The following is a 16,048-nucleotide window of genomic DNA, read 5'->3' on the forward strand; positions in this document are numbered from 1 at the left end:
CTTACGTGGCAAGCTTGAATAAAATTACTGAGCAGCTAATAGAGGTGGTCGCGGATATAAAGATAACGACCGAAGAGCGAGATGAGCTAAGGGATTTGGCGAGCAGTCTTGATGCTGAAAAATCTAGTTTTATGCGTAATCGCGCCTTTGACCTTGCGCGACAGCAAATTTCGCGTCAACAAGACCCTGAAGACTCGGTGCGAACCTTAAGTTGGTTAGAAAAGGTCGTAAAGCTGATCGATCAAAGCCAGCGATCAGCGAATGTTATACACAGCGCTCATTTTAGCCCCGGCACAGCTTGCCGCAATAAGTTGATGGATCTGTGTCACCAAGCGCGCAAGTCTATCGATGTATGTGTGTTTACAATATCCGATGACAAGTTGACGTCGGCAATTCTCAAGGCCGCGAATCGTGATATAAAAATTCGAATAGTCACAGACAACGATAAGTCTTCAGATTTAGGGAGTGATGTCGAACACCTCATTGAAGAAGGCATTCCTATCGTGATGGATACCTCGCCGTATCATATGCATCATAAGTTCGCGATTTTTGATGGCCTTTGGTTAGCTAATGGCAGTTTCAACTGGACACGTAGCGCGACTAAAAATAATGAAGAAAATATTGTTGTTAATAACGAAGATAAGTTAATAAAAATATTTCAAGAAAAGTTTGAAGATTTATGGTCGACATATTCCTAGTCATCAATATAGTTTAAATCGAGAAAAAAATGCATTGCCCGAAGTGTAAAAAAAGCCCCGCGTTACAAGGCCTAGAATTAGAGAAAGGGCTCGTCGCCGCGGCATGCGATAGCTGCGAAGGGGTTTTATTGCCCTTATTAAATTACCGTTATTGGGTAGATCGTGAGCCGACGGTTGAACCGCGTGACATAAGTTCTTCAGTCGTAGACGACAACGATCATGCTCTAATTTGCCCTAAGTGCGATCACCTAATGATTAAATACCAAATCGGTTTGCAACATGTAAATAAAGTTGATCTATGTGCCAGTTGTGATGAAATTTGGCTGGATAAAGGCGAGTGGTCGCTATTGAAACAGTTAGATATACACTTGCAGCTTTCTCGGATTGTTACCGATGTGTGGCAAAAAGATCTGCGTCAGCAACGCTATCTAACTTTGCAAAAAGCGCGTTATGTAGAAATTCTTGGCGAAGATGATTATGAGAAAATTGATCAGTTTAAAGAGTGGATGCGCTCACATAGCAAGAAAAAAATTATTAAGCAATTCCTATTAGCTAAGTAAACTTCAAGGAGACGATAATGACGGAAGGTAACGATTATTTAGAAATGACTTTTAGAAGTATCGATTGTTTTGCCAATGATGGCCGACTAGATGTCGATGAATTAAACCAAATTTTAGATATCGCACTGCGAGACGGCATGGTAGATGAAAACGAAAAGCGTGTACTCAGGAACATAATTTCTCGCTTAACTACAAAGGATCTCACGGCTTCGATGAAAGTGAGAGTAGGTGAAATAAGTCAGCAGTTAGATTTGTAGGGGTAACTAAAAAAAGTAAATCTATTTTCGATTTTCTTTCTTATTTTTTACTGGCTTCTTTAATTCTAAATAAGAGTCTTGATTTTCTACCACGGTATTCTGCCTATCCAAAATACCAACATCAAGCACCGGAGAGGCATCAATATTTTCCGCGTCCATCATGTAAGCGACACGTTGCAGGGCAGAAATTATTGCCGTTTGCTCCCACTCCTGTAGCTCGTCGAATTGTTTTGCAAAATGTTCTTGTAGGGGGATAGGCGCATCTTTCAAAATTGCGACACCTGCTTTGGTTAAGCGTGCGTGAACTTTTCGTTTATCTGTCGCAGATCTTTCTCGTACCAAAAGCTCACGTTTTTCTAGCCTGTCAATTATTGTCGTGACGGTTGCTTGGCTTAAGTTGATATCATTTGCCAGTTCGCCAATAGTGGCCTGATCTTTAGATTCGATCGCCTGCAGTAGCAATATTTGCGGTGCCGTTAACCCGGTGGTTTTAGCAAGATGTTTTGAGTGTAAGTCCGTTGCTCTAATAACACGTCTGAGGGCAACGAGAACGCCTTCGATGCGATTCATCACCGCGCTCCTATCTTTTGATTCAGCTGGCCATTATAGGTTAAGAGTTTAACTATTAAATACAGTTTTTTGCTGTAAAAACTCATCTATGTAACCGTCAATTCAAGCCTCTAGATGCGGCGGTCTATTATTAAGCTCACCTAAACAAATCTGCCCTGTCATTTTCGTACTCATGGTCTCGTTCGGCTCAGCGTCATTTTGAATGTGTGAATTGGCTCATTTGTTGAAGTTAGCGTTTTAGTCTATAATGTTTAGACATCTAAGCAATAATTGCTTGTTTTTTTGTATCTGGCACCCCAAAAAGTCAAAATATCCGCAGAATAACTGATTTAGGTGGCATCAAATGACCCAATTAATATATAGAAGTGTAATTATATTTTTTAATTAATATTTCTTAATTAATGGCATGAAGAGATCTAAAGAAGTGGATATTGAATTAAGACCTCCAGTACCAGAGGACGGTTCTGCGGTATTTGAGTTGATTCGAAATTGTCCTCCATTGGACACAAATTCCCGATATTGTAATTTGTTGCAGTGTAGTCACTTTGCTGAGACCTCTGTTATTGCATCTCTGGATTCCAATCCAGTCGGTTTTATATCGGCTTATCAAATCCCCTCTCGCATAGATACCTTATTTATTTGGCAGGTAGCAGTGGCAGAGAGTGCGCGAGGAACGGGTCTCGCGACCAAAATGATTTTGAATTTATTAGATAGAAAAATAAATCGATCAGCGTTGTTTATCGAAACATCAATTACGCCATCTAATATCGCCTCTAGACGACTTTTTGAAGGCATTGCGAAGACGTTTGAAACGGAAGTAGCAACCTCCACGATGTTCGACGCAGAAACACATTTTAATAAACATCACGACACGGAAGTTTTGTACCGGATTGGCCCACTTCGGTAGTGCTTATACTAAATTGCAGAGCATTTTTTAAGGGAACTGACAAATTAAACAGGTTGAAGTTAAATGAAAATATTTGAAGAAATTGAATCCGAAGTTATGAGTTATGCGCGAGCTTTCCCCCGCGTATTTAATCGCGCAACTAAGGAATTTTTGTACGACGAAGAAGACAATGAATATTTAGATTTTTTGGCAGGGGCGGGAACACTGAATTACGGCCATAACAACCCCTTGTTCCAAGATAAGCTCATTGATTACATTCGCAATGATGGTATTACTCATGGCTTAGATTTACATACTAAGGCGAAAGGTGAATTTCTCGATGCGTTCAACGAAAAAATTCTGAAGCCGAGAAAACTCGATTACGTTATGCAGTTCACCGGGCCCACCGGAACCAACGCCGTTGAAGCGGCGCTAAAGTTAGCGAGAAATATCACCGGTCGAGAAAATATAATTTCTTTCACCAACGGTTTTCATGGCGTGAGTTTAGGGTCTTTGTCAGCAACGGGAAATTCCCATCACCGTGGTGCAGCAGGAATTTCTCTAACCGGAACTTCACGCATGCCGTACGACGAATATTTAGGAGAAGATATTGATACAACCGCTTATCTCGACAAAGTATTGAGTGATTCGAGTAGCGGTGTTGATAAGCCCGCAGCGGTAATTGTCGAGACTGTGCAAGGCGAGGGTGGTATTAACGTCGCAAGTTTCGATTGGTTACGTAATCTTGCTGACATTTGCAAAACACACGGTGTGTTATTGATCGTCGATGATATTCAAGCAGGCTGTGGCCGCACCGGCACTTTTTTTAGTTTTGAAAACGCAGGCATTTACCCTGATATCGTTACCTTGTCTAAATCTCTCAGCGGTTATGGTTTGCCTTTTGCGGTCGTGTTAATGCGTCCAGAGCATGATTTATGGAAACCCGGCGAACACAATGGCACTTTCCGTGGGAACAACCACGCCTTCGTTACCGCAAAAGCGGCTATTGATCATTATTGGTCTGACGATAAATTTTCAAAAGAAATTGTACGTAAAGGTCAATATATCTCCAAACGTTTGGCTAGTATTGTGGATAAATATGGAGAGGGAAATTTTACAACTCGCGGTCGGGGAATGTTTCAGGGTATTAATTGTGTCAACGGTGATATCGCTGGAAAAATTACGCACCACGCTTTTAAAAATGGCATGGTGATTGAGACCAGTGGCGCTGATGATCAAGTTGTTAAATTTCTGTGTCCCTTGATTATTAGTGATGTGAATTTGAAAAAAGGCATCGATATTGTTGAGAACGCAATCAGAGAAGTTTGTGCTAATGAAGATTCAATCCCGGAAGAGAAAGATTATTTTGTGTCTGAAAAAATGTCTGCAACTGGCGAAGTGAGAATCAATAACGCAGCACGTTAGTTGCGAAAAATAAATATATTTTAGAGGTTTACATGATTGTTAGAACGTTGAAAGAGGCGAAAAATAGTAATCGTCATATTGTTTCTCCGGATGGAAATTGGGACAGTACACGCTTGCTACTGAAAGATGACAACATGGGGTTTTCATTCCATATCACTACGATATTTGCTGGTGCGGATTTTCAAATGCATTATCAAAATCATTTGGAGTCGGTTTACTGTGTTTCTGGTGAAGGTGAAATAGAGACCTTGGCTGACGGTAAAAAATACCCAATAAGTCCAGGTACAATTTATATTCTAGATAAGCATGACAAACATGTTTTGCGCGCTTTTAAGGAAATGACAATGGCCTGTGTATTTAATCCTCCGCTAAACGGCAAGGAAGTTCACAATTCAGAAGGGGCTTACGAGCTCGATGCAGAAACTATAGATTAGTTAGCTTTGCATCTATTGGATACACAATCAAAAGTTTTATTGGCACATCAGGAGATTCAGGAAATTTCGTAATGGCTATTCATACGGTTGAAAAAATTGGCGGTACCTCGATGAATCAATATTCAGCGGTACGCGACAATATCATACTTAAACCTGTGCACGGCGATACTTTGTATCAGCGTATCTTCGTTGTATCTGCTTATGGCGGACTAACCGACAAACTACTTGAGTGTAAGAAGACCGGTCAGGCGGGTGTCTATGCGATGTTTGCCGGTGCGGTAGAGGATGAGTCTTGGAGATCAGCATTACATGCTTATAAGAAAGAGGTTTTTTCAATCAACGCAATGCTGTTTGATCAGAAAGATTTACGCGTAGAGGCTGATGAGTTTATCGGTGCGCGAATAGATGATGTTGAGCGTTGCCTTGATAATTTACAAAGCCTGTGCCGACATGGACATTTTTCTCTAGAAAAGCATTTATCTAGTGTGCGAGAAATGTTGGCGAGTTTAGGTGAGGCGCACAGTGCTTGGAATATGTCGAGGTTACTACAGCGAGATGGGGTAAATGCATGCTTCGCGGATTTAACCGCTTGGCAAACTCAGCAGCAGGTAAGTCTAGATGAACGTATTTCTTCGGCGTTCACGAGTATTGATTTGGCAACGCAACTACCTATTGTGACCGGTTACGCTCACTGTCGAGAAGGGCTAATGACTGCATTTAATCGTGGCTATAGCGAAATGACGTTTAGCCGAATAGCGGTGCTCACTGAAGCTGTTGAAGCAATAATTCATAAAGAGTTTCATTTAAGTAGTGCAGATCCACGTTTGGTTGGCGAAGATAATGTTGTACCGATTGGTAGGACGAACTATGACGTTGCTGATCAACTAGCCAATCTGGGTATGGAAGCGATACATCCTAAAGCTGCCAAAGGTTTACGTCACCTGGATATCCCATTACGTGTGAAAAATACTTTTCAGCCTGAGCATGATGGCACCCTGATTACGGGCAACTATATTAGCGATGAGCCTTGTGTTGAAATCATCGCCGGTTGTAAAGGTGTATATGCTCTCGAGTTATTTGATCAGGAAATGGCTGGATCAATTGACGAATATGACACTGAAATTATTTCTAGTATTCGACGTTTTAAAGCGCACATTATTTCTAAAGATATTAATGCGAATACCGTGACTCATTATCTATCTACCAACTTGAAAACGGTTAAGCGCATTTGCAATGCTTTAGCGAAACGATTCCCCGATGCTGAAATCAATCAGCGCAAAGTAGCAATCGTCTCGGCGATCGGTAGCGATATGAAGATTCATGGCTTGTTAGCGAAGACCGTGGGTGCATTGGCAGAAAATAATATTAGTGTCTTGGCGGTTCATCAGTCGATGCGCCAGGTAGATATGCAATTCATGGTCTGCGAAGAAGATTACGATAAAGCGATTAAAAGTTTACATTCTTGTTTGGTTGAAGTTCACGATCATGGTAGAGCTATATGTCTCGCATCTTAGTATTTTTTTTTCTAGGTTTGATTGCATTCCTTAACGCGGGAAATGCGATTGCACAACAATCACCGGAACCTTCACCTCCAATTGCGCAAGATCAATCTAATCAACAACAAGTTGATGCTTTAACTGATCCACTATACAACCCTTTCGTAGAGCGCTATGTGCTCGACGAATTAAAACAGTTGCGTACTGATATGGGCGCGCAACGCGCTGAGTTCCTGCAAAAGTTAGCGGATAGAGAATTGAATTCAGCCGATCGTGGCGTTAACTACGCGACCAATGCTATTACTTATTTCTTTTATTTGATCGCCGCAGCCAGCTCAATACTTGTTTTGGTGGGCTGGACATCTATTCGCGAAATGAAAGAGCGTGTCCATTCTTTGGCTGACCAAGAGATTTCGAAGCTGGTTTCGGAATATGAAGAGCGTTTAGCTAGTATCGAAACGCAAATGAATCAAAAAACGCAACATATTGAAGAGAATCGCGAAGAAATCGAACGAACTCAAGAAATTCAATCGCTTTGGTTACGGGCGGCGCAGGAAAGTAATCCCGCAGACCAAATTGTCGTTTACGATCAAATCCTAAAACTTCGCGGTGATGATTGCGAAGCACTAACTTACAAAGCAGACGCAGTCCTTGAGTTGGGTGAGCCACAATGGGCGGCGAATCTTTGTCATCAAGCTTTGACTATTGATTCGGAAAATAGCCACGCCTTTTATCAGCTGGCTTGCGCCTATGCTGCGCTGAAACACTATGACGAATCAATAGGGTATTTGAAACAAGCCATTGCGCGTACTGATAGTTATCGAGAAAAAATTGGTAATGACGCAGCCCTAGAACCAATTGAAGATTTCGAGGTAGTGAAAAACCTTCAGGTGAAAACCTCCTAAGCCAAAATATTTTAGCAGCTTAATTTTTTCAGCTGATCGAGTTCAATTCTCCGTTTTGAAAAATCGTTATTAATTAAAATAAAAATAATTCATAGGCTGTCTTTCATGGTATTAAGTTTCTTAGTGTTTCTCGGTTTATTTGTCATCATCGGTGTTAGCTCTGCGCTTAAAAGTCGGGGCACGAAGAAAGACTATTACCTGGCGAGCAATTCAGTGAGTCCGGCGCTGGTTGGTTTGTCTGCCGTCGCGACGAATAATAGCGGCTATATGTTCATTGGTCTCATCGGCTATACCTACAGCGTGGGATTAGCGTCTTTGTGGCTGATGGTCGGGTGGATCGCGGGAGACTATATAGCTTCTACTATGGTTCATAAGCGATTGCGTTTAGCCACGCAAACCACAGGCGAAGTGAGTTACGCGGGCGTTCTTAGCCACTGGTTTGGTAATAAATTTATTATTTTACGACGCGTTCTTGCCCTGGTCGCGGTTATATTTTTGTTGGCTTATGCCGGTGCTCAATTGATAGCGGGCAGTAAAGCGTTGAATGCTTTGTTTGGTTGGCCTATAGCATCCGGTGCGATTTTAAGTGCAATACTGGTGATTCTGTACTGTGTTGCGGGAGGTATTCGAGCATCTATTTGGACGGATGCGGCGCAATCTTTAGTTATGATCGTAGCGATGGCGATTTTGTTATTTGTCGCAACGCAAGCGCTTGGTGGGCCCAGTGCTGCAGTTGAAAAAATGCAAAGTGTTGAAGGTTTTCTTGATGTATTTCCTGCAGATTTACTCCTGCCCGGAATTTCTGGCATTGCATTATTTGTTGTCGGCTGGATGTTTGCGGGTTTTTCAATTATTGGTCAGCCGCATATCATGGTTCGATTTATGGCATTAGATGATGCCGGTAAAATGCGCAATGCTCGCGCGTGGTATTACTCTTGGTATTGTGTTTTTTATGCGATGGCCGCAGCTGTTGGTTTATTGTCTCGAATTTACTTGGTCGACAACGGCAGTTTTGATGCTGAACTTGCGCTACCGACGATGGCTCAACAATTATTGCCACCTGCGCTTACAGGATTGATTTTGGCGGGGATTTTTGCGGCGACGATGTCCACCGCTGATTCATTAATTTTGAGTTGCTCAGCAACCATAAGTCACGACCTTTTACCATTTAAGATTGAAAAAACTGTAGTGCTTAAACTTATCACCGTTGCCATTGCCTTAGGCGCCTTAGCCTGGGCCGTATTAAACAGCCAAAGTGTTTTCAGTTTAGTTATTATGGCGTGGTCAGGTATGGCTAGCGCATTTGCTCCTTTACTACTGATGTTATGTCTTGGTAAGCGGCCGGGTCAGGTGGTCAGTGTTGTTGCTGTTGTGGTAGGTCTTATAGTCGCTTTAGCCTGGCGAATGCTCGGTTGGCACAACGATATTTATGAAGGGATGGCAGGAATTATAGCGGGCTTATTAGTACTAAATATCCCATTATTTTCAGTTTCTTTTTCATCCAAAAAACAGATAAAAACTAGCTAACATTTAGCTGACCCTTTGTTTATAAGAGCATAATTAAGTTTTTAGTAATTGCGGACCACGGGATATTTTTTTCTGAACTATCTCCGTTGTTTCTTGTAAACTCTACCAAGCAGCCGGCGCTAAAGCTCGCGGCAATGCCTTTGGGGCTACATAAGCTTTCTGCTAAGTAGTTCTTTATGCGTCGTTTACCCGCTTTTATGCCAATCATATTTTTTTCTATGTCCGCAGATAACTCGTCAATCTTGTCCGTTTGTTTACCAAGTAACAATCGATTCAGCATTGCTCTTTGCCTCTTAATTTTTTCAATCGTGTTAATGTTTTGTTGTGTTGTAAGCATGTTCCAATGCGTAGAGCGTTCTGTTAAAACCAACTTTTTTCGTTAAACTCATAATGTTGGCCCATAATCCAAAAAACAAGAAGGTCTGCATTACTACGACTAAAGCCAAGCTCAGAAAGATTGGGAGTCCTAGCTTGACCAATGTAAAACCAATAAGAAGATTTACACCAATCCACATCACCACCAAAGCGAGAGCGAAACAGATAGTCAATAGAAGAACAAAATACAAACTTCTTAATGACAGCTTCCATTCAAGCATTGCAAGTTTAAATACTGAGCTTAACTGTTGCTGATATCTTACGAGTAAATTCGTTACCTCATCTAAAAAACTAAAATCCTGATCGGTATCGTCAGATTCGGCTTTGTCAATGTAGAGGAATTGATCGGGGATGGGGTACGGTTGTTTAGAATCGATCATAAAAATTGTCCTATATAAAATACGAAGTATTGGCCATGTGGAACAGTTATGACCAATACTTATCGGCCTAAATAGAGCCTATTTTGGCTAGATACAATAGGCTCACTATTTTCGTCGCAACATTGCAGTTATCAATACACCGGCAGTGAACGCAATCCCAGCGGCAGCTAAAGGGTTCTTCTTTGCCATCGTTTTGGCCTTCGAAAAAGACGTAAGAGCTTGTTTCTGCAACTTGTCCTTATTCTTTGTCAGAGAGTCAGTAGAGCTTGCTGCTACCTCACGAATCGATTTTTCCGACGCTGCGGCTTTCAGTGCAACCTTATCCACGGCCTCGTGAGCGACAGCGGCCGCTTTGGCTGACCATTTAATGGAATCTTCAAGTTCCTGTTCTGCTTTCTTTGAGTTAGTTGAAGTAGACATAATTTCTCCCTGTTGGTTTATAGAAATTCTAAGTTAAACTTTTCGCAATATAATAAATAATATTTTGCTACTAAATATATCAAAGCAAGCGCTGTGCCAAGCGTTGGTACACAATATACGAACTAAGCTAAAGAACACGTCTTCCGGGGTGCACGGTGGAAATTATGAAATTTATATTTTTATCGTTTTCTCCACACTTACTATATATAAATGGTTAAGTGAGTAGAAAATGCAAGTTATACGTAAAATTTACACGATGAACCAATAGTTAAAGGAGGCGGTATTCAACAATATAAAACAGAAGATAAGATTTAATTTGGCTGTAACGAAAAATTGAGGATTTAAAGAAATCGATATAAATTGAGGCTAAAAAGGTATGGAAATAGTACCGACCGTTGTGAAAAAATTTCAACATATTCCCAATCTCGCAATATTTTTTCGAAAATTCATTCTCCCCTAAATACCGTTAAGCCCGCACCGCACTAAGCTTTGATGGATGTTTTTAGTACTTGGCATGCAAATCGCATTATCTCCAATGAAAGTTTAGAAATACCAACGCTAAAATTTCATCTTTTAGCTAAATTTTATAAGGACCGGAGGAATTGTTATGTTGAGTTGGGCAATTGCATTTTTAGTCATTGCGTTAATCGCAGCTGTGTTGGGATTTGGTGGTATTGCCGGCACTGCGGCGGGTATTGCGAAAATATTGTTTTTAGTTTTCTTGATTTTATTTGTAGTGGCAATGGTGGCTAGAGCGCTAAAAGGTAAACCGCCATTATAGGATGCCGCTAACGTTCATTTTCTAGTGAACATCTTGTTAACCAAGAACGCAAATAGATTTAATAACTGATTAGAGAAGATCTTATAAATAAAAAAATTTAGGAGAATAGCATGAAAAATTTACTTATATTTTTAACGCTTATATTTATGGGTGCGGGTATCGTGGCATGTGAGAAAGATGGCCCAGCTGAAAGAGCGGGTGAGAAAATTGATGAGGTAACGACGGATGTCGGCAATGCAGTGGAAGATGCCTGTGAAGACGTAAAAGAATCGGCAGGCGCTGAAAACTCTAATTGCTAAATTTTAAACTAAATGATTCAGTAATTAGATGTTTAGCCATAGCACTAAAAAAGCACGCTAAGCGTGCTTTTTTAGTGTCAGTATAGGATTTGATTGCCAATAACGAGCGTATGCTAAATGTGAAAAATATTTCAATCGGATTTTTCGTACTTTTCAAGTTTGTTATAAAGCGTTTTAACGCTAATTCCAAGTTGGTCGGCAGTTTCCGATTTATTACCATCGTTATGAGACAGCGTTTTCATAATTACGCCCTTTTCGACTTCCTCCAGAGGTATTCCATGTGGCAAAGTCTCACGTAGTTCTTGGTTGGCCGAAAGGTTGGTGGCAACTTCTTCGATAATCAAATGCTCGTTGGTAATTACATCATCGGCAAGAATGTAAGCTCTTTCAATGGCATGCTTCAATTCACGGACGTTCCCCGGCCATTCATGGTTCTCAATAATACTGATGGTATCTTTACTTATTGTTTTAGCTAATTGCTCTTCAGTATTTCGATAGGCGAGAAAGTGTTTAGCCAAACCCACAATATCACCATCGCGATCCCGTAATGGTGGGACACAAATTGGAAAGTGAGCTAAACGGAAATACAGGTCTTCTCGGAATAACTCGTCTTGTATTGCTTCGGAGGGATCTCTATTGGTCGCTGATACGACTCTAACGTTTGCAATTTTCGTTTGGTCGCTACCTACGGGTTTAAATTCACCTGTTTCAAGTACTCGTAATAACTTGACCTGATGATCAATTGGCATCTCTGTGACTTCATCTAAAAACAAAGTTCCGCCTTCTGCTTGTTCAAAAACTCCAGCGCGATCTTTGTTAGCTCCAGTAAAAGCACCTTTTACATGGCCAAATAACTCGCTTTCTATCAGTTCTGGGCTCAAGGCTCCGCAGTTTATCGCGACAAAAGGTTGATTTGAGGAAGGGCTAGTTAAATGAATTGTATTCGCGACTAGTTCTTTCCCCGCGCCGCTTTCACCGACAATAAAAACATTTACATTTGATTCTGCGGCTTTCCGAATCAACCTATAAAGTCGTCTCATCGCCGTCGACGAGCCAACAAGCAGTCCAAATTGGGCAAGGTCACTGGCGACTACCTCTTCTGTAGAAGATTGCGATTGGCTAACGTCTTGATAAATTTCGCTCAGGAATTCGTTCACAAATTCCATATCAATTGGTGTTCGTAAATGCAAACTGACGCCACGCTGCATTGCCTGATCGATATAGGGATTAGGTTCACCACGACTAATGAAGACCAAATCAGTTTTGGAAAGCAAGCTACTCTTAACAATTCGAGTGAGTTCTGGTTCAGAAAGATTATCCGCCTGGATAATACCCGCGCTAGGGGAGGTATCAATAAGTGCGTCAATCCAGGATTCGTCTTCGCTGATTCGCTGCGTGTTGAATTGGCGTATAACCTTGTTTTCCAAAAACTGTTTTTCTAAATCACGGTCGTCGATATATATAAGTAGTGAGGGTTGTGGCATAGGGCTGGGCTTCTTTTTGTGAACCTGTCGCGTCTGCGAGGCATCGGTTGTAATTTTGACAAGTGAACCTGTAATAGTTTCCGAAGCTGGCTTTCATTTTACCCATGCCACTCAGCAACCCCTTGCAACATCGGGATTCTTGGATTGGCATGAAGGTTGAATAGTTATATACGTGAAAGCAACCGACAAACTAAATAGAGGATACCAATATGAATATTAAGATGAAGAAAAATTTAGTACCACTCGTATTTGCGGCTGCAACATTACCAGCCTTTGCCGGAGAAAGCGATACACATGGTCCGATGAATGATGCCTGGCTTGATGGAAAACTAGATACGGTAATTTTGTTAAACAGGCATTTAAATCCCTTTAAAATAGAGACCGATGTCACCAATAAAATTGCGGTTATTACCGGAAAAGTTGATTCAGAAGTAGAAAAAGATTTGGTAAGTGAACTCGCTAAAGGTATCGAAGGGATTCAAGAAGTCGACAACCAACTATTCGTAGAGAAATCCGCTAAAGCGAATAATGAAAAAGACAATGATGCAATGACGAAGCTTGTCGACGTATCAATTACAACAGCTATTTCAACCAAACTATTGATGAATACCGAGATCAACAGTACTGAAATCGACGTTGACACAGTAGCAAAAGCCGTTGTTCTGAACGGATCTGTTGAATCTAGCGCCGAAAAAGATTTGGTCGAACAAATTGCAAAAAATACTTTTGAAGTGAAATCTGTTGAAAACAATCTTAAGGTTAATTCGAACAGTTAATATTTTTCGAAGCGGGAGAAGGCTGAGTCCTGAAATTAATAATTAGATTGCGGATTGCTTTGGAGTTTCGGTGTGTTTTTTTACGCACTTATCAAGTGGTAAAAAATTAGGCCGATAACTCCAATTTTGTAATCTAGTTGCGGCTTATACTCTCTACCTCACTAATTAAGGCTAAATTAATAAGATAGAATGATCAAAGGTCAAACTGAATAACGGATTATTCTGATTAAGGTTTGGCTAAGTGATCGAGGAGTTATTATGAAATCTGTTGGTCAACAGCAAACAAGGCCTGAGAAAATCCATGATGCCGTTATAGTCAACGATATTATTACGATTTGCAGAGACGGGAAAAATTTTTACCGTCAAGCTGCCCAAGCCGTTGATGATCAGGCACTTAAAAATATTTTTAATGGAATGGCGGATATCCGCCAAGATTTAGTTGATGAATTGGAGCCTCAAGTTACATATCGGGGCATTGATGTGGCTGAGTTCGGCTCAATTAGCGGCACCATAAAAATTTGGTACATCAACGCGAAAGAAAAATTTGGTGATTTTGGGGATCGTAGGTTTATATCACAGCTAACTGAAACAGAGAGTAGGACACTCAATGTGATGAAAGCGGCGGTTAAAGCAGTTGATGATAACCAGTTAGCAGGAAAATTATCTTCGAAGATTGCTTCAATTCAGATGACCTATGATCGAATGAAGGCTCTTAAAGATCAGAGCAGTCATCATTAGTACGCGGGACTTCGCAACTGTACTTCGCAACAGCACTTCAAATTAAGTGAATTGTAATCTACATTTTTTGCAAACGGCCAACCCGCTTATAAAGTCAGGTATTTTACCATCGGCTATTCTGCCGATGGTTATTTTATTCCTTCGGATTCGCATCATGATTACCATGCTATAGGCCAAATGAAAAATGGAATACCCAGATGAAAAAAAGCCCCATCGAAAAAATATCAAACGGGGCGAGTATTCCACTTTGGGGGCGGAAATAGTTTAGAAATATAAAAACGATGTTGAGATCAGTGGCTAATCATCCAGGGTCTTGCAGAGGGAAACATTTTGTTTCCCTCTGCGGTATACATTAATTTGGAAGGCCGCTTTTTATGTTCACATCCGCAGCCATACTTGAGCTTTTCCGCATTTTCTGATCGCGAGTCCTGGGTTGAATGTTGTGGTTCATGTCGCGCTCGTTCATTGCGTTCGATCGCTTGTTTCTTTTCCGGTGCCATCGCTAAGATATTGGGAGCGAGCATAATAACCCTCCCGGATAATACTTTGCATTGGGGGCAGGGCGCCGGTTTTGAATGATCGTCAAGCGATGCAAGTTCATGAAACACACCATGATCGGCGCATTTGTAATCGTAGACTGGCATTCGTAATCCTCCTAAAAATAATTTTCGTCATATTGAATTTGAAAACAATTGGTTGAATACGCGTGCTTAGTTGGCGCCCATTCTTAATGTGCATATTTCGCCACTAAGCAACGCGGATGAAGTAACAATCTTTCATCACCTATTTGAGATCCGGTGCCAACGGCACATCAATACTGCCATCAAGATACTTCGTCGGTCCTGTCGAGTTTGGTTTCACATCGAACTCAAAAATATCTGTTGGCAACCATAAGGTCGCGCAGGCGTTGGGTACATCGACAACTCCGCTAATATGGCCTTGCACTGGAGCCGTTCCTAATATGGCATATGCTTGTGCACCGGTGTAACCAAAATTTTTCAGATATTCGATGGCATTTAAACAGGCTTGCCGATAAGCGATGTGAACATCTAAATAATGTTGTTTGCCTTGTTCATCAACAGAAATACCTTCGAAAATTAAGTAGTCGTCGTAGCGAGGTGTGATAGGGCTGGGTTTGAAAATCGGATTTTTGATGGAATATTTTTTCATCCCATCTTTAATTAATTCCACCCGTAGATGAATCCAGCCGGCCATTTCAATGGCGCCGCAAAATGTAATCTCACCATCGCCCTGACTAAAATGGAGATCACCCACCGACAAGCCGCCATCTTTTACGTAAACAGGAAAATAAACTTTAGAACCGCGGGATAGATCTTTTATGTCACAGTTGCCCCCGTGTTCTCTTGGCGGCACCGTGCGCGCACCTTCGGCAGCAGCGGCCTTCGCAGAATCACTGCTCATTCGGCCCATGTGTGCAGTAGATGCGTCGGGTAAGTTTGCCAAGCCGGGTACGCGATCGGGTTCGGTATCGAATAATTCTTTTTCGCGTTTATTCCACTCTTCCAGCATTTCTTTTGATGGTAAGCAACCAATTAAACCGGGGTGAATTAAGCCTGCGAATTCTACGCCAGGCACATGACGTGATTTAGTAAACATGCCGTTAAAATCCCAGATCGATTTCTGCGCCTCAGGGAAATGTTCGGTGAGAAACCCTCCACCATTTTGTTTTGAGAAAAATCCGTTAAACCCCCATTGGCTTTCTTTGAATGTTCCAATATCTAGTATATCGACGACTAGAAGATCGCCGGGTTCTGCGCCCTCTACGCCGATAGGTCCTGATAGAAAATGAACTTGTGATAAATCAACGTCACGAACATCCGCCGCGTTATCATCATTTTTAATTTGTCCGCCGGTCCAATCCATACATTCAACAATAAAATCATCACCGGGTTTTACCATTGACACCATTGGAATATCCGGGTGCCAACGGTTATGAATATTGTCGTGCTCGTATGCGGATTTATTTAAATCTATTTTGATAATGGTCTCGCTCATGGGAATTTCTCCTGGTGTTAT

20 protein-coding genes are annotated in these 16,048 nt (G+C 41.4%); 13 read left to right on the forward strand and 7 right to left on the reverse strand.

Going from position 1 to position 16,048, the window contains the following annotated elements; all coding sequences use genetic code 11:
* Nucleotides 1-5 precede the first annotated feature (5 nt).
* Genes ACYUCY_RS05440 through ACYUCY_RS05450 form a run of 3 tightly spaced genes read left to right on the forward strand, consistent with a single transcriptional unit; the run spans nucleotide 6 to nucleotide 1,515 of the window.
* On the forward strand, nucleotides 6-698 hold the full coding sequence (locus tag ACYUCY_RS05440) for a phospholipase D-like domain-containing protein (protein WP_460225440.1): 693 nt from the start codon (nucleotides 6-8) through the stop codon (nucleotides 696-698).
* A gap of 29 nt (nucleotides 699-727) precedes the next feature.
* Nucleotides 728-1,258 (forward strand): TFIIB-type zinc ribbon-containing protein, encoded by a 531-nt coding sequence (locus ACYUCY_RS05445; protein ID WP_460225441.1) that lies wholly within the window; start codon nucleotides 728-730, stop codon nucleotides 1,256-1,258.
* Between the two features lie 17 nt (nucleotides 1,259-1,275).
* Nucleotides 1,276-1,515 carry a hypothetical protein gene (locus tag ACYUCY_RS05450; RefSeq protein WP_460225442.1) on the forward strand — a complete coding sequence of 80 codons (240 nt, stop codon included), beginning with the start codon at nucleotides 1,276-1,278 and terminating at the stop codon, nucleotides 1,513-1,515.
* Nucleotides 1,516-1,536: 21 nt separating this feature from the next.
* On the opposite strand, the gene ACYUCY_RS05455 is transcribed toward ACYUCY_RS05450, so the two are convergent.
* Complete coding sequence (locus ACYUCY_RS05455) at nucleotides 1,537-2,085, reverse strand: MarR family winged helix-turn-helix transcriptional regulator (protein ID WP_460225443.1); 549 nt, start codon at nucleotides 2,083-2,085, stop codon at nucleotides 1,537-1,539.
* A 424-nt stretch (nucleotides 2,086-2,509) separates the two neighbouring features.
* On the opposite strand from ACYUCY_RS05455, the gene ectA reads away from it, so the two are divergent.
* The 6 genes from ectA to ACYUCY_RS05485 all read left to right on the forward strand — a co-directional run bounded on the left by ectA (nucleotide 2,510) and on the right by ACYUCY_RS05485 (nucleotide 8,758).
* Nucleotides 2,510-2,992 carry a diaminobutyrate acetyltransferase gene (ectA, locus tag ACYUCY_RS05460; protein ID WP_460225444.1) on the forward strand — a complete coding sequence of 161 codons (483 nt, stop codon included), beginning with the start codon at nucleotides 2,510-2,512 and terminating at the stop codon, nucleotides 2,990-2,992.
* Nucleotides 2,993-3,055: 63 nt separating this feature from the next.
* The gene (gene ectB, locus ACYUCY_RS05465; protein ID WP_460225445.1) at nucleotides 3,056-4,396 is read left to right on the forward strand and encodes a diaminobutyrate--2-oxoglutarate transaminase; all 1,341 of its coding nucleotides are present in this window, start codon (nucleotides 3,056-3,058) and stop codon (nucleotides 4,394-4,396) included.
* Nucleotides 4,397-4,428: 32 nt separating this feature from the next.
* The gene (locus tag ACYUCY_RS05470; RefSeq protein WP_460225446.1) at nucleotides 4,429-4,830 is read left to right on the forward strand and encodes an ectoine synthase; all 402 of its coding nucleotides are present in this window, start codon (nucleotides 4,429-4,431) and stop codon (nucleotides 4,828-4,830) included.
* Nucleotides 4,831-4,901: 71 nt separating this feature from the next.
* Nucleotides 4,902-6,344, forward strand: a complete 1,443-nt coding sequence (locus tag ACYUCY_RS05475; RefSeq protein ID WP_460225447.1) for an aspartate kinase — start codon at nucleotides 4,902-4,904, stop codon at nucleotides 6,342-6,344.
* The gene (locus ACYUCY_RS05480; protein WP_460225448.1) at nucleotides 6,329-7,231 is read left to right on the forward strand and encodes a TPR end-of-group domain-containing protein; all 903 of its coding nucleotides are present in this window, start codon (nucleotides 6,329-6,331) and stop codon (nucleotides 7,229-7,231) included. The genes ACYUCY_RS05475 and ACYUCY_RS05480 overlap by 16 nt, the downstream gene beginning before the upstream one ends.
* Nucleotides 7,232-7,336: 105 nt before the next feature.
* On the forward strand, nucleotides 7,337-8,758 hold the full coding sequence (locus tag ACYUCY_RS05485; protein WP_460225449.1) for a sodium/proline symporter: 1,422 nt from the start codon (nucleotides 7,337-7,339) through the stop codon (nucleotides 8,756-8,758).
* Nucleotides 8,759-8,777: 19 nt separating this feature from the next.
* Here ACYUCY_RS05485 and ACYUCY_RS05490 read toward each other — a convergent pair whose 3' ends face one another.
* The 3 genes from ACYUCY_RS05490 to ACYUCY_RS05500 form a co-directional block, all read right to left on the reverse strand.
* Nucleotides 8,778-9,038: a hypothetical protein gene (locus ACYUCY_RS05490; RefSeq protein WP_460225450.1), complete on the reverse strand. Its 261-nt coding sequence runs from the start codon at nucleotides 9,036-9,038 to the stop codon at nucleotides 8,778-8,780.
* Nucleotides 9,039-9,069: 31 nt separating this feature from the next.
* Nucleotides 9,070-9,513 carry a hypothetical protein gene (locus tag ACYUCY_RS05495; protein WP_460225451.1) on the reverse strand — a complete coding sequence of 148 codons (444 nt, stop codon included), beginning with the start codon at nucleotides 9,511-9,513 and terminating at the stop codon, nucleotides 9,070-9,072.
* Between the two features lie 105 nt (nucleotides 9,514-9,618).
* A complete protein-coding gene (locus tag ACYUCY_RS05500; RefSeq protein WP_460225452.1) occupies nucleotides 9,619-9,933 on the reverse strand; it encodes a hypothetical protein in 315 nt (104 codons plus the stop codon).
* A gap of 607 nt (nucleotides 9,934-10,540) precedes the next feature.
* Here ACYUCY_RS05500 and ACYUCY_RS05505 point away from each other — a divergent pair.
* Together ACYUCY_RS05505 and ACYUCY_RS05510 are read left to right on the forward strand one after the other, a co-directional pair.
* Nucleotides 10,541-10,714 (forward strand): DUF1328 domain-containing protein, encoded by a 174-nt coding sequence (locus tag ACYUCY_RS05505; protein WP_460225453.1) that lies wholly within the window; start codon nucleotides 10,541-10,543, stop codon nucleotides 10,712-10,714.
* 110 nt (nucleotides 10,715-10,824) lie between these two features.
* Nucleotides 10,825-11,013, forward strand: coding sequence for a hypothetical protein (locus ACYUCY_RS05510; RefSeq protein WP_460225454.1), 189 nt, complete (start codon nucleotides 10,825-10,827; stop codon nucleotides 11,011-11,013).
* A gap of 131 nt (nucleotides 11,014-11,144) precedes the next feature.
* On the opposite strand, the gene ACYUCY_RS05515 is transcribed toward ACYUCY_RS05510, so the two are convergent.
* Complete coding sequence (locus ACYUCY_RS05515) at nucleotides 11,145-12,497, reverse strand: sigma-54 interaction domain-containing protein (protein WP_460225455.1); 1,353 nt, start codon at nucleotides 12,495-12,497, stop codon at nucleotides 11,145-11,147.
* 209 nt (nucleotides 12,498-12,706) lie between these two features.
* Here ACYUCY_RS05515 and ACYUCY_RS05520 point away from each other — a divergent pair, with 209 nt between their 5' ends.
* A complete protein-coding gene (locus ACYUCY_RS05520; protein ID WP_460225456.1) occupies nucleotides 12,707-13,273 on the forward strand; it encodes a BON domain-containing protein in 567 nt (188 codons plus the stop codon).
* A 258-nt stretch (nucleotides 13,274-13,531) separates the two neighbouring features.
* Complete coding sequence (locus tag ACYUCY_RS05525; RefSeq protein WP_460225457.1) at nucleotides 13,532-14,011, forward strand: PA2169 family four-helix-bundle protein; 480 nt, start codon at nucleotides 13,532-13,534, stop codon at nucleotides 14,009-14,011.
* Nucleotides 14,012-14,301: 290 nt separating this feature from the next.
* Here the strand turns inward: ACYUCY_RS05525 and ACYUCY_RS05530 are convergent, their stop codons facing one another.
* Both ACYUCY_RS05530 and fmdA read right to left on the reverse strand, forming a co-directional pair.
* Nucleotides 14,302-14,655, reverse strand: coding sequence for an FmdB family zinc ribbon protein (locus ACYUCY_RS05530; RefSeq protein ID WP_460225458.1), 354 nt, complete (start codon nucleotides 14,653-14,655; stop codon nucleotides 14,302-14,304).
* Between the two features lie 139 nt (nucleotides 14,656-14,794).
* The gene (fmdA, locus tag ACYUCY_RS05535; protein ID WP_460225459.1) at nucleotides 14,795-16,027 is read right to left on the reverse strand and encodes a formamidase; all 1,233 of its coding nucleotides are present in this window, start codon (nucleotides 16,025-16,027) and stop codon (nucleotides 14,795-14,797) included.
* Nucleotides 16,028-16,048: the final 21 nt, after the last annotated feature.

Source organism: Aurantivibrio infirmus (genome assembly GCF_054767315.1).